Here is a 17,909-nt window from a genome sequence, read left to right as displayed (position 1 = left end):
GCCGCTAGCCCCAGAATGGTGGGGGCGAACCCAGTGATCTGGCCATTCGGGGCATGCGACGCACAGACGCAGAGTTCCGTTATGGGGTAGCGCGCGCCGAAGAGGAGGTCTGCGCTGCGTTTTCCTCGGCGGCCTCTTCGGCGGCTTCCGTAGCGACGGCGTCGGCTACGGCGCGGGAGGAGGCGATGACGCCGAGGAGGGCGGCATCGGCAGCCTCGACGCGGGAGTAGTGGCGGCGGGAGATGAGGCAGCTGGAGAGGAACGACAGCACTGCGGTGCCGATGAAGAAGTACATCGGCGAGGTGATATCCCCGGTGAGGTTGATGAGGTAGGACGCGATGAACGGGGCGGAGCCACCGAAGATGGCGACGGGGAAGTTATAGGCCATGGAGATACCCGTGGCGCGGACTTGCGTGGGAATCATGTCCGTCATCACCGCGTACGGGGTCGAGGAGTAGAGGCCGAAGAGCACGCAGCAGGCCATGAATGGCAGGAAGAGCGACTGCGCTGTAGCGCCCGGGGCCGAGGAGAAGAACCACCAGACCGCCGGCACGGTGAGCGCGGAGGTGAGGATGAGGAACGGGCGGCGTCCCCACACGTCCGTGATGAGTCCGCCCAGTGGCATGAGGCATGCGGCCGTGGCGCCGCCGACGGTGATGAACCAGAAGCGCTCCGTGGCGGTGAAGCCCAGCGTGTTGACCAGGTACGTCGAGGAGAACGTGAGGACCATGTAGAACATGGAGGCCAGCAGGGAGATGGAGCCAGCCACGAGCAGCAGGTTGCCTTTCCACTTCCACAGGGCGCGCAAAGGGCGCTTTTCCTGGTGGCCGGACTCGGCGATGGCCTCGAACTGGGCGGAATCCTCGAGACGCGAGCGGATGTAGGCCGCGATGAGGCCGAGTGGGCCCGCGACGAGGAACGGAATGCGCCAGCCGTAGGCCTGCATCGCCTCGTCGCCGAGCATGGCCGCGAGGCCGTTGGCGACGATGGATCCGAGGAGCAGGCCGGAGACCGCAATCGTCATGAGCAGCGAGGTGGCCAGGCCACGGCGCTTGGCGCCGCCGTACTCCGCGACATAGGAGGTCACGGTACCGATCTCGCCGCCGGCGGATAGGCCCTGGACGCAGCGGGCGAGGATGAGCAGGGCCGGTGCCGCGAAACCGATGGCGGCGTAGGTGGGCATAAGCCCAATGCAGAAAGTGGAGCCGGACATGAGCACCATGACCAGTGCCATGGTGTTCTTGCGACCGATGCGGTCGCCGAGCGGGCCAAAGATGAATCCACCGAGCGGACGCATAAAGAACGACAATGCGAAGGTCGCGAAAGAGGACAGCAGTGCGATGGCAGGCGTGGCGGCGGAGAAGAAGGCTTGGCCGACGTAGATGGCTACAAAGCCGTAGACGCCGTAGTCGTACCACTCGATGAGATGGCCAGCGATGGCGCCTAAAAACGCTTTGCGCTTCTGGCGCGGGGTGCGGGTGGGTTCCATGACGTCAGCGGCCTTGGCGAGGCTCGCGGAAAGGGAAGTGGGCATGAGTGTCTCCAAGAGGATCAGGCGTGCAGGGCACGTCGCGGCTGGGGCGACGCGATGCCCACTACTATCTCCCGTGATATACATCATATTCAATGGGGTTCTGTCTAATAGCTCACGTGCGCGTTTGGAGTTTCCTACAATCGAGATGCATGAGTCCGGATAACTCCATTCCCTACGCGACGCTGGCGACCGTCGTGGCGCAGCTGCGCCGTGAGCACGAGGACCTCACGGTGCACGCCGTGGGCGATATCCACGAGGAGCTGCCGGACTACGCGGACGTCCCGCGCCGCGAGCTTGTGGCCTCCGTGGGCGGGATTATCGATGTGGTCCTCGACGTCGTTGCGAGCGGTTCTGCAGCGCAGCTTCCGGCCGTGCCCAGTGTCGCGCTGCGCCGCCTAGGTCAGGGCGTGCAGGTCGATTCGTTGTTGCGTGCTTACCGTCTGGCGCTCACCTCGACGCAGCGGCGGTTTAGCGACATCGCGCGGACGCGTGGGCTTCCGGTCGAGGACTGTCTTACCGCCATGGACGCGATGTGGGAGGTGGGTGAGTGGTTCATGCAGCAGGCCGTGCGTGAATATCGGGCGGCGAGCGTGGGTGAGTCCGTGCGCCGCCGCGTGGCTAAGGCGGAGTTGCTGCGCCTTATCGCCGCGCCGCAGCATTCGGGCTTGGAGATTGCCGCCCGCGCGCGGCGGCTCGGCCTGCCGGATATCGCGTACCGCGTAGCCCTCGGCATGGCCGCGGACCCGGACGAGTGGGTCGCCTACGTGGAGAAGTGGGGCTCGACGCCCGCCGCGATGGCGGTCGCGGCCGAGGTCGGCGATGTCATCGCCGCGCTTATTCCCGCCACGGCCCAGCTTGCCGATGCCCCCGTTCTCCTCGCCGCAGGCCCCTCCACTTCGCTGGCCGAAGCCGGGGAGTCCTGGGCTGGGGCGAGGCGCGTGCTCTCTGCGCTGCCGCCGGGCCGGACGGGGTGGTGGGACGCCGCCGCGTTGTCGTGGCGGCTCGCCGTGCCGGAGGTCCCTGCGGTCACGGCCATCGTGCAGGCGCGCTACGAGACTGTCTTCGCTGAGGCCCCTGAGACCGGCGCGATGCTGCTCGAGTCGGTGTGGGCGTATTTGGACGCGGGACTGAGCTTCAAGCAGGCCGCCGCGGGGCTATATGTGCACGAGAACACGCTGCGCCACCGTGTCGCGAAGTTCGAGGAGGTCACGGGTCGCAGCCTCACCGAGCCGGATACGCGCATGGAGCTACTCTGGCTGCGCTATGCGCGGGAGCTCGGCGGGGGTTCGTCCGGTGATTAGTGCGCGCCGCAGGAGCAGTCGCCGCCGCAGGCGCAGCCGTCCGAGTTGCCGCTGTGCCCGTGTCCAAGGAGGTCTTCGCCCACGATGGAGGGCATCACCGAGTGGTCGTAGATGGTCTGGTTCGCGATATGGCCCAGGCCCTCGATCTCGATGCGCACGGTCTGACCGTCCTGGATGAAGGCCTGCGGCTTATGGGCGAAGCCGACGCCCTCGGGCGTGCCGGTAGCGATGACGTCGCCGGGGTGGAGCGGGTAGAGCTGCGAGCAGAACTCGATGAGCCGAGCGACGGAGAAAATGAGATCGTCCGTGTTGTCGTCCTGGCGGACCTCGCCGTCGACGGTCGTGGTCAGGCGCGCGCCGCCGCCCGGCGCCCACTCGTCGGAGGTCGTGAGCCACGGCCCGAAGCCGGCGGTGCGGTAGAAGGACTTGCCGGCGTGGAATTGCGTGGTCGCGCGCTGGAAATCGCGCAGCGTGTAGTCGTTGATGATGGAGTAGCCCGCTACGTAGTCGAGCGCCTCGGCGGCGGTGACGTGGTGGGCGCGGCGGCCGATGACGACGGCGAGCTCGCCCTCGTAGTCGAGCTTGGACTGCCCGAACGGCGGGATGTGCACGTCGTCGTAGGGGCCGGTGAGCGCGTCTGGGAACTTGATAAACAGCGTGGGGACGTCGGGGAACTCGCGACCCATCTCCCGGATATGCTTGGCATAGTTGAGGCCGACGCAGATGATCTTGCCCGGGTGCGGAATAACGGGTGCCAGGTCCTCGGGCGCGAAGGCGACGGGCTCGCCGGACAGCGCGGCCGCCTTGCGCCAGTCCTCGGTGCGCAGGAGCGCGCCCACGTCCTCGTGGTCGAGCTCAATACCGACGTTGTCGCCCTCGACGCGGATGGTCGTCGTGCCGTAAGGGGTGCGCAGCGTAGCAAGTCTCATGGTGGGACAGTGTACTCGTGCCTACGCGGCGCGGAGGAGGGCATCGGCAGCATCAGCGCACACGATGGGGATGTCCTGGGCCTCGCGCTTGGACCACGGCTTGAGCACGAAGCTGGCGGGATCCATGCGGCCCGGTGGGCGGCCGATGCCGATGGACAGGCGCTGGTAATCCTTGGTGCCCAGGGACTTAGTGATGGAGCGCAGGCCGTTGTGGCCGTGGTCCCCGCCGCCCGTACGCAGTCTCACTTGGCCGAAGTCGAGCTCGAGTTCGTCGTGGATGACCACGATGTCCGCGGGGGCCACGCCGAAGTACTGCGCGAGGGCCTTGACTGGCCCGCCGGAGAGGTTCATGAACGAGTGCGGGCGGGCGAGGATCGTCTTGCGCGAGGTGAGCCGCCCGGCGCCGAGCTCCGCGACGAACGTGTTCGTCTTCTTATGGACGCTCAAGCTCGTAGCCATGGGCGTCACGCGGTCGCACAGCTCGTCAATGACGTCGTAGCCGATGTTGTGGCGCGTGCCCGCGTACTGGGCGCCCGGGTTGCCCAGGCCAACAATGAGAAGGGGAGAATCAGTCACGCGTTCCATTCTCGCACGCCCGCGTGGGCGTGGGCGAAGCCGCCTGAAAAACGGCGAAACGCCGCGCACCCCATGCGGGGAACGCGGCGAATGAGGCGAGAATTACTCGGACTCGGTGGCTGCGGCAGCCGCGGCGTCCTCAGCGGAGTCAGCGCCAGCCTCGGCGCCGCCCTCTTCAGCTGCCTCAGCGGCGGCCTCGAGCTCTTCGTCCACCTGCGGGATGGAGACGGAAGCGATGACGGTCTCGGCGTCGGCGACCAGGGTGGTGTTCTCCGGCAGGGTGATGTCGGCGGCGGTGACGACGGAGCCGTCCTCCAGGCCCTCGATGGAGACGACGATTTCTTCCGGAATGTTAAGAACGTCAGCCTCAACCAGGATGACGTCTGCATCCTGGTAGTACTCGGTGCCCGGTGCCGGCTCGCCCTCGACGACGACCGGGACCTCGACCTCAACCTTCTCGCCGCGCTTGATGGCGAGGAGGTCGATGTGGTCGATGTCGAGGGTCAGCACGTTCTGGTCGACGTGCTTGACCATGCTCAGGTGCTGCTCGCCGTCGAGCTCGAGCTCGAGAACAGCGTTGACGCCGTGGTTGCGAACCAGAGCGGTGATCTCCAGGCGGTCAACAGAGAAGTGGACCGGGTCGGTGCTGTGGCCGTAGACAACGCCCGGGACCTGGCCGGCGACGCGCAGGCGGCGAGCCGGGCCCTTGCCGAATTCGTTGCGGGCTGTAGCCTTGATGACCGGAGTCTCGTTAGACATAAAATTCTCCTTGCAGTTAATCAGTGTGTGGCGAGGCTCAATGATACGGCGCAAGAACGACGAAAGCCTGCCGATGGACGTCTGGGGAGGAGTCATCGCAGGCTTATATGCTTAGAAGTTCACAATCGCGTCGATAACGGCTTACGGTCATGTGACCGCTCGCCCTCGCCGAGACGGATATATCCTAGCAACGCATCGGCCCGGACACCAAATACTTAGCGCTCGTCCGTCTCGTCCTCTGCCTCCTCCGCAGTGGCCTCCGCAGCGGCCGCGGCAGGGTGCTCAAGTTCAATGAACTCGCGGACCTCGCTGTCGTTCACGACGCCCCAGCCTTCATCGTCGACGAGCACGGACTCTTCCTGGCCGTCTTCCGGCTCCGGCTCCTTAGGCGGGCGCGGTTCCTCGCCCTGGGCGACATGGACGGCGCCATACGCCTCGGCGTCGCGCCCGCGAGCGGTGTGTGAGTACTGCGGTGATAAAGATTGCACAACAAAAATCCCCGCTGGGCCGTGAGGCCGAGCGGGGAAGAAGCGAGATGCGCGCTTAGTGCGTCTCGAACAGCGTGGTGACGGAGCCGTTCTCGAAGATCTCGTTGATGGTGCGTGCCAGCAGCGGGGCGATGGACAGCACCGTGAGGTTGGACCAGCCCTCGGTGGACTGCGGGAGGGTATCGGTCGTGATGACCTCTTCTGCGCCGCACTCGGACAGACGCTCGCGCGCCGGGTCGGAGAAAACGCCGTGCGTACACGCGATGACGACGGACTTGGCGCCCGCTTCCTTAAGGACGCGGACGGCGCCGGCGATGGTGCCGCCGGTATCGATCATGTCGTCGAGGAGGATGCAATCCTTGCCCTCGACCTCGCCAACGACGCGGTTGGACACGGTCTGGTTGGCGACCTCGGTGGAGCGGGTCTTGTGGACGAAGGCGAGCGGAGCGTCGCCCAGGTCGTGGGCCCACTTCTCAGCGACCTTGACGCGGCCGGCATCTGGGGAGACGACCACGAGGTTATCCATGGCGTACTTCGACTTGATGTAGTCGACGAGGATAGGCTGCGCATGCATGTGGTCGACCGGGCCGTCGAAGAAGCCCTGGATCTGGTCCGTGTGGAGATCGACGGAGACGATGCGGTCTGCGCCGGCGGCCTGGAGCAGGTCAGCGACGAGGCGGGCGGAAATCGGCTCGCGGCCGCGGTGCTTCTTATCCTGGCGGGCGTAGGGGTAGAACGGCAGGATCGCGGTGATGCGCTTGGCGGAGCCGCGCTTCAGAGCGTCGATCATAATGAGCTGTTCCATGAGCCACTTGTTGAGCGGCTGCGTGTGGGACTGCATGACGAAGCAGTCCGCGCCACGGACGGATTCCTCAAAGCGGATGAAAATCTCGCCGTTGGCGAAGTCGCGGGCGGTGGTGGGGACCAAGTCGGTCTTGAGCTCGCGAGCGACTGCCTCTGCCAGCTCCGGGTGTGCGCGCCCGGAGAAGAGCTTCATGTTTTTGCTGCTACCAGTTACCTTGCCGGTCATGGCTGGGTGTTGCCTTCCTTGTCAGTTGTGGCGGGAAGTTTCTGCGATTACTTATCGTCGTTCGTCGGCTGTGCGTCGCGTGCCGCCGCGGCGGCGTCTGCTGCCGCGGTGCCCGGGCGCTTGCGCTCCACCCAACCTTCGATGTTGCGCTGCTTGCCGCCGGAGACGACGAGGGCTCCCGCAGGAACGTCGTCCTTAATTACTGTACCCGCTCCGGAGTAGGCGCCGTCACCGACCGTCACCGGAGCGATGAACATGGTGTCCGAGCCGGTACGCACGTGGCTGCCGATGGTGGTGTGGTGCTTGTTCACGCCGTCGTAGTTGACGAAGACGGAGGACGCGCCGATATTGGAGTACTCGCCCACGGTGGCATCCCCAATATAGGTGAGGTGCGGGACCTTGGTGCCGCGGCCGATCTGGGCATTCTTGGCCTCGACGAAGCCGCCGAGCTTGCCTTCTTCGCCCACGACGGTGCCCGGACGAATGTAGGTGTACGGGCCGATGTTGGCGCCGCGGCCGATGACAGAGTCGAAGCCGTGGACGCGGATAACGTGGGCGTTCGCGCCGACCTGCATGTTGGTCAGCGTCGTGTCCGGGCCGACCTCGGCGCCGTCGGCGATGGAGGTGGCACCCCACAGCTGGGTGTTGGGGTGGATGATGACGTCGGAGCCGATGGTGACGTTGACGCCAATCCACGTGGTAGCAGGGTCGACGACGGTGGCGCCGCCGCGCATGGCGGCCTCGACGACGCGCTCGTTGAGCGCGCGGCCCGCGGCGGCGAGCTGGACGCGGTCGTTGACGCCGGCGAGCTCGGACGGGTCTGGGGCGACGACGGCGCCCACGCGGTGGCCCGCGTCGCGCGCGATGGAGAGCACGTCCGTGATGTAGAGCTCGCCCTGTGCGTTATCCGAGTTGAGCTGGCCCAACGCGTCGCGCAGGATGGCGCCGTCAAAGGCGAAGACGCCGGAGTTGACCTCGGTAATCGCGAGCTGCTCCGGGGCGGCGTCCTTTTGTTCCACGATGGCCGTCACGGCGGAGCCGTCGCGAACGATGCGGCCGTAACCCGTCGGGTCGTCCAACGACATGGAAAGCACAGTCACGGCGTTGGACTCGGCGACGTGCGCCTCGAAGAGGGACTGAATGGTCTCCGGGCGCAGCAGCGGGACGTCGCCGTTAGTGACGATGACGGTACCGTTGAAGTCCGGCAGCGGTGCGAGGCCTGCGGCAACGGCGTCGCCCGTGCCGTTCTGCTCTTCCTGGACGGCGACGAGGACCTCGCGGTCCAGCTCCGCAGCGATGGCCTCGACGGCCGGGGCGACCTGCTCGCGCTGGTGGCCCACGACGGCGACGAGGTGTGCCGGGTTCAGGCCAGCGGCCGCGTGGAGCGAGTGGCCCAGGAGGCTGCGCCCGCCGATCTCGTGGAGGGTCTTCTGTTTCGCGGATTTCATGCGGGTGCCTGCGCCGGCGGCGAGGACGAGGATGGCGAGATCGGTGGTATCAGCCAAAGGAATAGCTCCTCACAAAAATGTCGAGTCAAAAAGTATCTAGGCACACATTCTAAACGTTCCCACGCGAGACGTTGTCGAGACCACGGGCGCGCCAGGCGCCCAGCAGCCCGATGGCGGCCAAAAAGAGCAGCGCCGGGGCCGGTCCCGCGAGCGCGATGACGGCCGAAATTCCACCCACGATGAGCAAGACGACGCCCATCATCGTGTTCGCCGCGCCCACGTACTGCGTGCGCTTATCGCCGCCAGCCATGTCTACGACGTACGTCTTACGCGCCACGCGAATGGCCGTGTGCGCGAGGTTGACTAAGAAGAATCCCAGCGGCATGACCCAGGCGTTGAGGCTCGCCGGAGCCCACCACGCGCAGGCCACCAAGGCCAGCAAAACTGCCGATGCCCCCGCCGCCCCTGCGGCCATCACTGTCCGGGAGGACCGGTCCGACCACACACCGGACAGGCGCCCGCCTAGCAGGTTGGACAGGCCTGAGGCGAGCACGAAGCCTGCGAGCCCGGAGAGCATCGCTTGCCCCGCGTCGCGCGAGAGCACGACGATAAACGACGTGGACAGTGCGGAGACGAGCAGCAGCGCGCGGACATTGACGAAGCGCCGGAACTTCTCATCGCCGCGGTAGAGCTCCCACGTATCCTTCCACCAAGACTTATTGAGGCCCTGAGCCTCCACATCCTCGTCCGGGATCGGTTCTTCGACGCCGCGGAAGATGCCGCCTGCGATGAGCCACGTCGCCGCGCCTACCGCGAGCAACAGCGCAAGACCCCACCGCGGCACGTCGCCGAGCACCGCGAGCACGACGCCCGTGATGAGCGTCGCCGCGCCGCCGAGCCGGGCCGCGCGGCCGGTGACCTCGCCTCGCGCGCCCTTCGAAATCGTGCGGCCCTGCACGTCTTTGCCCGTGATGGAACACAGCGCGCGAAAGATCGCGAGCCCTGCGAGCGCAAGGACGACAAGGACGCCGAGGAGGGCGGCATCGGCAAGCCATGCGGCGAGCGCGATGACCGCGGCGCAGGCGGCTTGGCCGAGCGAGCCTAAGACCCACAGGCGCTTGCGGCCGGCATGCGTGGTGACCCAGGGCGTGAGCGCGGCCTGCGGGAGCATGGAGCCGGACTCGCGCAGCGGCACAAGCAGACCCGTAAAGAAGCCCGGCACGCCCGCCGCATGGAAGAGCCACGGCAGCACCGTCTTGCCGGAGACGAGCTGGTCGCCGACGTTTTGCAGACCATTGGCCCACACGAAGCGGCGTGCGTTGCATTCCTCACTCGTTTTCATATTTTTCAAGGGTAGGCCACACCCCGCTCGAGCGTTTAAAGTAGGACACATGAGTCTCACGCGTCGCCTCTTTGTCCAAGGTTCCGTCTTCCTCGCCGCCGGTGGTGTACTCGCCGCGTGCTCGGACTCGGACGACACCGCAGAAAAGAGCCAGACCCCGCCCCGAGGCTATGATTCCGAGCCCCGCCCGCTGCCCATCCCGCCGCTGCTCGAAGGCGAGAAGGACGGCGACACCCGCGTCTTCAAGCTCACAGCGCAGGACGGCCACTCCGAGATTCTGCCCGGCGCGTCGGAGACCCGCACGTGGGGTTTCAATGGCCCGTACCTGGGGCCCACGCTGCGCGCACACAAGGGGGAGAAGGTCCGCGCGGAGATCACCAATGACCTCATCGAGATGACCACGGTGCACTGGCACGGCATGAAGTTGCCTGCGTATTCGGACGGCGGCCCGCATTCGCCCATCCAGGTCGGAGAGACGTGGAAGCCGACGTGGACCATCGAGCAGCCCGCCGCGACGACGTGGTACCACCCGCACCCGCATATGGCGACGGCAACGCATGCGTACCGTGGCTTGGCTGGCATGTTCATTCTCGACGACGACGTCTCGGACGGCCTCGAGCTGCCGCATGAGTACGGCGTGGACGATATCCCCGTCGTCTTGGTCGACGCGAAGTTCACGGACGACAACCAGCTCGACCATTCCGTCGACTCGACGCTCGGCCTGCTGGGCACGACGCCGGTGGTCAACGGCATTACGAACGCGAAGTTCGAGGCGACGACGCGCCGGGTGCGCCTGCGCATCCTCAACGCCGCGTCCATGCGTTTCTACACGCTTACCATGCACAACGGCACGCCGCTGCGCGTCATCGCGACGGACGCCGGGCTGCTGCCCGAGCCGCTCACCGTCGACGAGGCCTTCATCGGCCCCGGCCAACGCCTCGAGGTGCTCGTTGACCTCAAGCCGGGGGAGGAGCACATCCTGCAGTCCGTCGCGCGCGCCGATAACTTTGGCGTGCCCGACGACGAGTACTCCTCAGACTTCGGCTTCGGCGATAACTTCGACCTCCTCCGCATTATCGGCCCGGCTGCCGATGCCCCCGATGCCCCCGCGTTGCCCGCCGAGCTCGACCCCGCAGCGCTCGAGGTCCCCAGCGAGGAGGGACTTACGGAGCGCGAGTTTGTGCTCAATACCTTCATGATCAACGGCGAGTCCATGGACATGGCGCGCGTCGATGTCGTCATCGACCACGACGAGCCGGAGATCTGGACCGTGACGAATGAAAATGATGACTGGCCGCACAACTTCCACATTCACGACGCGCGCTTCAAGGTGCTTGGCGTGGACGTCGCGCAGGCCTCGACGACGGTGACGGTGCGTCCCAAGCCGGAGGCCGGATGGCACGATACGGTCAACCTGCCTCCAAAGACGACGGCGCGCCTGCTCGTTGAGTTCGGCCACTACCCGGATCCCACGATTCCGTACATGTACCACTGTCACATGCTCCTCCACGAGGACGAGGGCATGATGGGGCAGTTCGTCATCGTGGACAAAGGCGAGAAGCCGGACGTGCGCGTTCAGGCCGCCGCGCTCTACTTCGAGCAGAAGGCGCACTCCCACCACGGCGGCCAGATCATCGACGCCTCGCGCAGCCCGTATGCGACCCCGACGCAAGGGGCCTAACTTCCTGTGTCGGCCGCCTGTTGAACGACAGGATTGTGGTTAAACCGTGCCCCGTAACCTCGGCGACCACGTAGTATGCCTTTATTCTTTATTAAGGTTTAGTCGCTTCAGACATGAACTTTTTATTGTATAGAGGAGAAAAGAAGTGCCAAGCAATTCACCCCTAGACCGGGATGGTGCCCCAGGAGACGCCACGAAATAACCCACGTCTTCCTGCCCTCACACGGCGTTCGTACGGCGCGCGACGGATCCCCGAACGGACCACGCGCGCCGTTCGCATGCACCGGGCATGCAAAGCCCCGCGGCGGGGGAGTAAGGTAACGCGCGTTCTTTTGTCCCCGCACGATGTGAGGTGTTTCCCACGTCCCCGTCCACTGGTCCCGCCGCCGCACCGGGCGCGCCGAGCCCACGGCTCATCACGCCCACCTTTGTCTTCGCCTGGCTCGTGAACTTCGCACAGTTCATGGTCTTTTACCTGCTCGTGACCATCATGGCGCTCTACGCCGCCACGCAGTTCGCGGCGAGTGAGACCGCCGCCGGCTTCGCCTCGAGTTCCTTTGTCGTCGGCGCGACCGTCGCTCGACTCTTCTCGGGCTACGTCGTCGACACCGTCGGCCGGAAGACCTCGCTGCTTGTCTCGCTCGCGGTCGTTGCCGTGGCCTGTGTCGCCTACTTCCCGGCGCATTCGCTCGCGTTCCTCATCGTCGTGCGTCTTATTCACGGCCTCGGCTACGCGGTGGCCTCGACCGCCGTCATGGCCGTCGCACAGTCCGTCATCCCGGACCACCGCCGCGCCGAGGGCACCGGCTACTTCGCGCTCGGCACGACGCTCGCCACCGCCGTCGGACCCGCGGCCGGCCTCGCGCTGGCGAACTCGCTGGGCTACAACGCGGTCTTTATCTCCGTGCTCAGTCTTACCGTGGTGGCGCTCGCCCTAGCGATGTTCCTCCGTGCCCCGGCCCAGGAACGCCACGCCGCGCGCTTCTCGCTAGCGACCATCGTCCACCCCAAGGTCGCGCCCGTGGGCTTCTTCATGCTGCTCGTCGGCGTCGCGTACGCCGCGATCATCACCTTCATCAATGCGTACTCCGATGCCGCCGGTCTCGCGACCGGCGCCAGCTTCTTCTTCCTTGCCTACGCCGGCGTGAGCCTTGTCATGCGCTTTGTCCTCGGCCGCATCCAGGACCGCCACGGCGACAACGCGGTGGTCTACCCGGCGCTCGTCGTTTTCGTCGCGGGCCTGGCGCTGCTCGCCGCTGCACACACCAACTGGCAGGTCGTCCTCGCCGGCGCCCTCGTGGGCCTGGGCTACGGCTCGCTCATGCCAGCCGTGCAAGCGATCTCCGTGCGTCTTGTCCCGCTCGCCGAGATGGGCGCGGGTATTTCTACGCTCTTTCTTCTGCTCGACGTGGGCATCGGCTTCGGCCCGCTGGCGCTCGGCTCGCTCATCGCCGCGACGGGGTATACGACAATGTACTGGCTCATGGCTGGCCTCGTCATCGTGGCCGCCGGAGTCTACGTCCTCGTCCACGGCCGCACGGCCGCGGCCCAGTCCCGACACCTCGATTTCGAATAATTCGGGTCGGTTTGCAGTAGCGGTGCCCCCGTCGGGTATCCTCTAAGAACGGTTGTTTACGCAGCCGGATTTCCCCATGGTGTAATCGGCAACACTACGGTTTTTGGTACCGTCATTCTAGGTTCGAGTCCTGGTGGGGAAGCACAATCGCAACCCGGTCCTCTCTGTTCCACGCGAGCAGGGAGGACCGGGTTGCGCGCTAGGTCCACCGTCTTGGCCGCCGCCGGTCGTGGCGTCTTCGGCGCCCTGCGACACGGAATACACCGTCCCGCGGCGCAGCACCCAGACCTCGGACGCGGAGGCGACCGTACCGTCCGCGCACTGTGCGATGAGCTCGGCGGACGGCTCTTAGCCACAGGCGGCCGCGGCTACATGGCGCGGCAGCGTCTCATCAAGAGGCTCATGGCTGGTTGTAGGGAAGGGACGGCATCAACCTAGCACGCGGGGCGGACCTGAGACGGGAGGGAAAGGGGGGCATCGGAAAGCTGCGCGCGAGCTGGGAGACGATAGGGTAGAAGGCATGGTTCGACAAAGGATGACGGGGCGTGAGCGCCGTGAACAGCTCATTGCAGTGGGGCGCGCAGCGTTTGCGGAGTTGGGTTTCGATGGCACGAGCGTGGAGGAAATCGCCGCCCGCGCGACCGTGTCCAAGCCCGTTGTCTACGAACATTTTGGTGGCAAAGAGGGGCTCTACGCCGTCATTATTGACCGCGAGATGCTCGCGCTGGAAAAGCTCGTCACGGACGCGCTGGGGGAGGGCTCGTGGCGCGAGCGCATTGAGCAGGCCGCGCTCGTGCTGCTCACCTACGTCGAAGAGGAGACCGACGGCTTCCTCATCCTCGCGCGCGACTCGAAGCCGGGAACGGACCGCAGCTACGCCACGCTGCTGTCCACCGCGGTGGGGCAGGTGAGCCACATCCTCGCGACGGCCTTCCATCACCGCGGGCTGGACGAGACGCTGGCGAACCTCTACGCGCAGGCGCTCGTTGGTGCCGTGTCCATGACGGCGCTATGGTGGCTGGACGAACGCGAGCCGTCCAAAGAGGTCGTCGCCGCGCATATCGTGAATCTCTGCTGGAATGGGCTCGCGGGCCTGGAGGCCCAGCCTAAGTTGAAAGGACACGCCTAGATGGCAACCCCCATGCTCGCCGGCCTGCTCAAGGTCGCGGCTACGGATCCCAAGCTCAAGGGTATGCTCACGCACGTGGGCGAGGCCTCGCTGCACCTCACCGGCATTGACCAGGTGCGTCCCTGGGCGCTGGGCGCGCTGGCGCACCGCGCCCCGGTCCTCGTCGTCACGGCCACGGGCCGCGAGGCTGAGGATCTTACGGCGGAGCTTGCGGCTCTCTTGGGACCCAAGGTGGCGTATTTCCCGTCCTGGGAGACGCTCCCGCACGAGCGCCTCTCGCCGGGCGCGGACATCGTGGGGCGCCGCGCGCAGGTGCTCGACCGTCTTGACTCGCTCGACGTTGTCGTAACCGCCGCGCGCGGCTACGCACAGCCTTTGTTGCAGACCGTGGAGGGCCGCGCGCCTCTTCGCCTCGCCGAGTCTTTAGAGGTCGAGTTCGAAGACGTCGTGGCCGGCCTGGAATTCCGTGCCTACCGCCACGTCGATATGGTGGCCAAGCGCGGCGAGTACGCCACGCGCGGCGGCATCCTGGACATCTTCCCCACGACGCTTGATTACCCGGTGCGCGTGGAGTTCTGGGGCGACGAAATCACGGATATCCGGCAGTTCTCCGTCGCGGACCAGCGCACGATTGCGGAGATCGAGGTCGGCTCCGTGGACGTCTACCCGGCCCGCGAACTGCCTATCACTGACGCTGTGGCCGCCCGCGCCGCGTCGCTCATGGGCACGCATCCGGGCAACGCCGCGTTGGTGGAGCTTTTGGCCAAGGTCTCGGAGAAGATTCCCGCCGAAGGCATGGAGGCTCTTCTGCCCGTGCTTTCCGATGCCCCCATGGTCACCCTCCCAGAGCTCCTCCCCGCCGGCACACACGTCGTGCTCGTGGGGCCGGAGAAGATCCGCACGCGCATCGCGGACCTCGTGGACACGGACGCGGAGTTCCTCGCCGCCGGCTGGGAGGCCGCCGCCATGGGCGCGGATGGGCCGCTCGCGGCGGAGGGCCTGGACACTTCTGCCTCTAGTTACCGCTCTTTTGAGTCCTTGGACATCACGTGTGCCAACGCGTCGCTGCCGCTGTGGACGTTCTCGCCGCCGGGCATGCTCTTCGCGCCAGAAGATGAGACGCTGCCGCTCGACTTCGAGCCGGGCCCCACCCCGCGCGGCGATATCAAGCAGATCGACGCGATGATGGCGGAGCTACTCGCCCACGTGAACGCGGGCGGGCGCGCGGCGTTCATCGCGCCGGCCAAAGGCGCTATCAAGCGCATGGTGGACCGCTTCGCGGAGAAGGGCATTCCCGCCAAGGTCGCCACGCCCGGCTGGGAGCCCACGCCTGGCGAGGTGACGCTTTACCAGGCGCTGTCGCATGCCGGTCTGGTTTTCCCCAAGATCCGCAAGGCCCGCGACGCCGCGGCGCTGCCTCTTGTGGTCATTACGGAGACGGACCTCACCGGTAACCGCGTGGGCGACATCGCGGGTGCCAAGCGCCGTCCCGCCAAGCGTCGCAACCGTGTTGACCCTTTGGCCTTGAAGGCCGGGGATTTTGTGGTGCATGAAACCCACGGCATCGCCAAGTTCGTCAAGATGGCTGAGAGGACCATCCAAGCCGGCGATGAAACGTCCCGCCGTGAGTACATCGTGCTCGAGTACGCACCGAGCAAGCGCGGCCAGCCGGGTGATCAGCTCTGGGTGCCCATGGACTCGCTCGACATGCTGTCCAAGTACACGGGCGGCGAGGCCCCCAAGCTGTCCAAGATGGGCGGCTCGGACTGGAAGAACACGAAGAAGAAGGCGCGCGCCGCCGTGCGCGAAATCGCCGGCGAGCTCGTCGAGCTCTATGCCAAGCGCCAAGCAGCGCCGGGCCACCAGTTTGCGCCCGACTCGCCGTGGCAGGCGGAGATGGAAGATAACTTCCCGTACGTCGAGACCGAGGACCAGATGCTCGCTATCGATGCCGTTAAGCACGATATGGAATCGCCTGTTCCCATGGACCGCGTCGTCGTCGGCGACGTGGGCTACGGCAAGACTGAGGTCGCCGTGCGCGCTGCGTTCAAGGCCGTCCAGGACGGCATGCAAGTCGCGGTCCTCGTGCCGACGACCCTTTTGGCGCAACAGCATGCCGATACCTTCCGCGAGCGCATGGCCGGATTCCCCATCAACATTCAGGTCCTCTCGCGCTTTACCACCGCGAAGGAGTCCAAGGAGATCCTGCGCGGGTTGACGGACGGCTCCGTCGACATCGTCATCGGCACCCACCGTCTGCTTCAGACAGGCGTGCAGTGGAAGAACCTTGGCCTCATCGTCGTCGACGAGGAGCAGCGCTTTGGCGTCGAGCACAAGGAGCACATCAAGGCACTCAAGTCCTCCGTGGACGTGCTCACCATGTCCGCGACCCCGATTCCGCGCACGCTCGAGATGTCCATGGCCGGCATCCGCGAGATGTCGACCATCCTCACCCCGCCGGAGGATCGCCACCCGGTGCTTACCTACGTTGGTGCCTACGAGGACAAGCAGGTCGCCGCGGCCATCCGCCGCGAGCTCCTGCGCGACGGCCAGACCTTCTTCATCCACAACAAGGTCTCCGACATCGAGGCCAAAGCTCGCGAGCTGCGCGAGCTCGTCCCCGAGGCGCGCATCGTCGTCGCCCACGGCCAGATGAACGAGGAGCTCCTTGAGAAGACCGTCCAAGGATTCTGGGACCGCGAGTACGACGTGCTCGTCTGCACGACCATCGTGGAGACCGGCCTCGACATCGCGAATGCGAACACCCTCATCGTCGAAAACGCCCACCACATGGGCCTGTCCCAGCTCCATCAGCTGCGCGGGCGCGTGGGCCGCTCCCGCGAGCGCGGCTACGCCTACTTCCTGTATCCCAAGGGCGCGACGCTCACCGAGACCTCCTACGACCGCCTTGCGACCATCGCCCAGAACAACGACCTAGGCGCCGGCATGGCCGTCGCCATGAAGGACCTCGAGATGCGCGGCGCCGGCAACGTCCTCGGCGCGCAGCAGTCCGGCCACATTGCGGGCGTCGGCTTCGATCTCTACGTCCGCCTTGTTGGCGAGGCCGTCGAGACCTTCAAGGCCATGGCCCGCGGCGAGGTCCCCAAGGCCACCGACGAAGGCCCCAAGGAGATCCGCATCGACTTGCCTGTCGATGCCCATATCCCCGAAGCCTACATCAACGCCGAGCGTCTACGCCTCGAGGTGTACCGCAAGCTCGCGGCCTCGAAGAACAACGCGGATCTCCAGCTCATCGTGGAGGAAATGGAAGACCGTTACGGCCCCGTGCCCGAGGAGGTCTCGCGTCTCCTCGCCGTCGCACGCTTGCGCCATCAGGCCCGCCGCGCCGGCGTCTCAGACATCACGGTCCAAGGCACGCGCATCAAGGTCCACCCGGTTGAGCTCGCGGATTCCAAGCAGGTGCGTCTCAAGCGTCTCTTCCCAGGCTCGAATTACCGGGCGGCCGCGAAGGCCATCCAGCTGTCGTTCCCCAAGGCCGGCCGCAACGTGCGCGACCCGCTCCTGCGCGACGTCGAGCTCGTCCAGTGGGTCGCGGACTTCCTATCGCAGATGTTCGACATCGATCAGGTGGACGTCACCGGCGGCAAGACCCCGCGGAAGATGGGCAACGTTATTTCCGTAAGCGAGTAGCGCTTTCTAGACGTTGCGCAGGAACGGCAGCGAGCTCAGTGCGCAGAGCATCGACGGGCCCAGTCCTGCGTCCAACAGCGACTGGCCAAAGTCCATCGGTGATGACAGTTTCATAGCGTTCTCCTTTCGCAGTAAGGGTGTCTAGGTCGTGATAGCGAGAATTGGCACGGAGCTCAACACGATCGGGAGCATTGCGAGCTGGATCAGCGGGCCAAGCCCGGCCTCGCTGGCCGCAGCGAACAGGGAATACATAACGCTATCCTTTCGGTCCTCCGATTGACAGTGGACCTTCAAGCTAACCGATGCCACCGGCACGCTCGCGCCGAAACGCGCGGACCTGCACGTTTATTGCCTCATTACCCCTGTTCGAATACCCCTGTTCGACAAATGCATTGGGCAATCGGTTGCAGGCTTTCCGATGCCTCCTTAACCTCCGTGGCATGACCGTCTCGATCTTCGATGCTC

Annotated in this window: 13 protein-coding genes; 5 read left to right on the top strand and 8 right to left on the bottom strand. The window is 65.8% G+C overall.

Annotated elements, in window-relative coordinates; all coding sequences use genetic code 11:
* Positions 1–79: 79 nt before the first annotated feature.
* Positions 80–1,534, bottom strand: a complete 1,455-nt coding sequence (locus tag HMPREF3227_RS04255; RefSeq protein ID WP_141681501.1) for an MFS transporter — start codon at positions 1,532–1,534, stop codon at positions 80–82.
* A 149-nt stretch (positions 1,535–1,683) separates the two neighbouring features.
* On the opposite strand from HMPREF3227_RS04255, the gene HMPREF3227_RS04250 reads away from it, so the two are divergent.
* Entirely contained in the window at positions 1,684–2,835 is a 1,152-nt protein-coding gene (locus HMPREF3227_RS04250) for a PucR family transcriptional regulator (protein ID WP_066487495.1), read from the top strand.
* Here HMPREF3227_RS04250 and HMPREF3227_RS04245 read toward each other — a convergent pair.
* From HMPREF3227_RS04245 to HMPREF3227_RS04215, 7 genes are all read right to left on the bottom strand, one after another.
* A complete protein-coding gene (locus tag HMPREF3227_RS04245; protein WP_082723217.1) occupies positions 2,832–3,764 on the bottom strand; it encodes a fumarylacetoacetate hydrolase family protein in 933 nt (310 codons plus the stop codon). The genes HMPREF3227_RS04250 and HMPREF3227_RS04245 overlap by 4 nt on opposite strands.
* A 21-nt stretch (positions 3,765–3,785) precedes the next feature.
* A complete protein-coding gene (gene pth / locus HMPREF3227_RS04240; protein ID WP_066510529.1) occupies positions 3,786–4,349 on the bottom strand; it encodes an aminoacyl-tRNA hydrolase in 564 nt (187 codons plus the stop codon).
* A gap of 93 nt (positions 4,350–4,442) precedes the next feature.
* Positions 4,443–5,099, bottom strand: coding sequence for a 50S ribosomal protein L25/general stress protein Ctc (locus tag HMPREF3227_RS04235; protein WP_066487514.1), 657 nt, complete (start codon positions 5,097–5,099; stop codon positions 4,443–4,445).
* 215 nt (positions 5,100–5,314) lie between these two features.
* Positions 5,315–5,587 (bottom strand): hypothetical protein, encoded by a 273-nt coding sequence (locus tag HMPREF3227_RS04230; RefSeq protein WP_066510523.1) that lies wholly within the window; start codon positions 5,585–5,587, stop codon positions 5,315–5,317.
* Positions 5,588–5,642: 55 nt separating this feature from the next.
* Positions 5,643–6,617 carry a ribose-phosphate diphosphokinase gene (locus HMPREF3227_RS04225; protein ID WP_066487521.1) on the bottom strand — a complete coding sequence of 325 codons (975 nt, stop codon included), beginning with the start codon at positions 6,615–6,617 and terminating at the stop codon, positions 5,643–5,645.
* Between the two features lie 47 nt (positions 6,618–6,664).
* On the bottom strand, positions 6,665–8,122 hold the full coding sequence (glmU, locus tag HMPREF3227_RS04220) for a bifunctional UDP-N-acetylglucosamine diphosphorylase/glucosamine-1-phosphate N-acetyltransferase GlmU (RefSeq protein ID WP_066487526.1): 1,458 nt from the start codon (positions 8,120–8,122) through the stop codon (positions 6,665–6,667).
* 52 nt (positions 8,123–8,174) lie between these two features.
* Positions 8,175–9,407 (bottom strand): MFS transporter, encoded by a 1,233-nt coding sequence (locus HMPREF3227_RS04215; RefSeq protein WP_066510519.1) that lies wholly within the window; start codon positions 9,405–9,407, stop codon positions 8,175–8,177.
* A 49-nt stretch (positions 9,408–9,456) separates the two neighbouring features.
* Here HMPREF3227_RS04215 and HMPREF3227_RS04210 point away from each other — a divergent pair, with 49 nt between their 5' ends.
* From HMPREF3227_RS04210 to mfd, 4 genes are all read left to right on the top strand, one after another.
* The gene (locus HMPREF3227_RS04210; RefSeq protein WP_066487530.1) at positions 9,457–11,088 is read left to right on the top strand and encodes a multicopper oxidase family protein; all 1,632 of its coding nucleotides are present in this window, start codon (positions 9,457–9,459) and stop codon (positions 11,086–11,088) included.
* Positions 11,089–11,440: 352 nt separating this feature from the next.
* Entirely contained in the window at positions 11,441–12,664 is a 1,224-nt protein-coding gene (locus HMPREF3227_RS04205; RefSeq protein WP_066510518.1) for an MFS transporter, read from the top strand.
* Positions 12,665–13,184: 520 nt separating this feature from the next.
* A complete protein-coding gene (locus HMPREF3227_RS04200) occupies positions 13,185–13,793 on the top strand; it encodes a TetR/AcrR family transcriptional regulator (protein ID WP_066487536.1) in 609 nt (202 codons plus the stop codon).
* The gene (gene mfd, locus HMPREF3227_RS04195; RefSeq protein ID WP_196131116.1) at positions 13,794–17,444 is read left to right on the top strand and encodes a transcription-repair coupling factor; all 3,651 of its coding nucleotides are present in this window, start codon (positions 13,794–13,796) and stop codon (positions 17,442–17,444) included. It begins immediately after the preceding gene.
* Positions 17,445–17,909 lie beyond the last annotated feature (465 nt).

The organism is Corynebacterium sp. CMW7794, from assembly GCF_001563605.1.
GTDB lineage: Bacteria > Actinomycetota > Actinomycetes > Mycobacteriales > Mycobacteriaceae > Corynebacterium > Corynebacterium phoceense.
The sequence above is the reverse complement of the archived record's forward strand: the minus strand, read 5'-3'. Positions and strand labels throughout refer to the sequence as shown.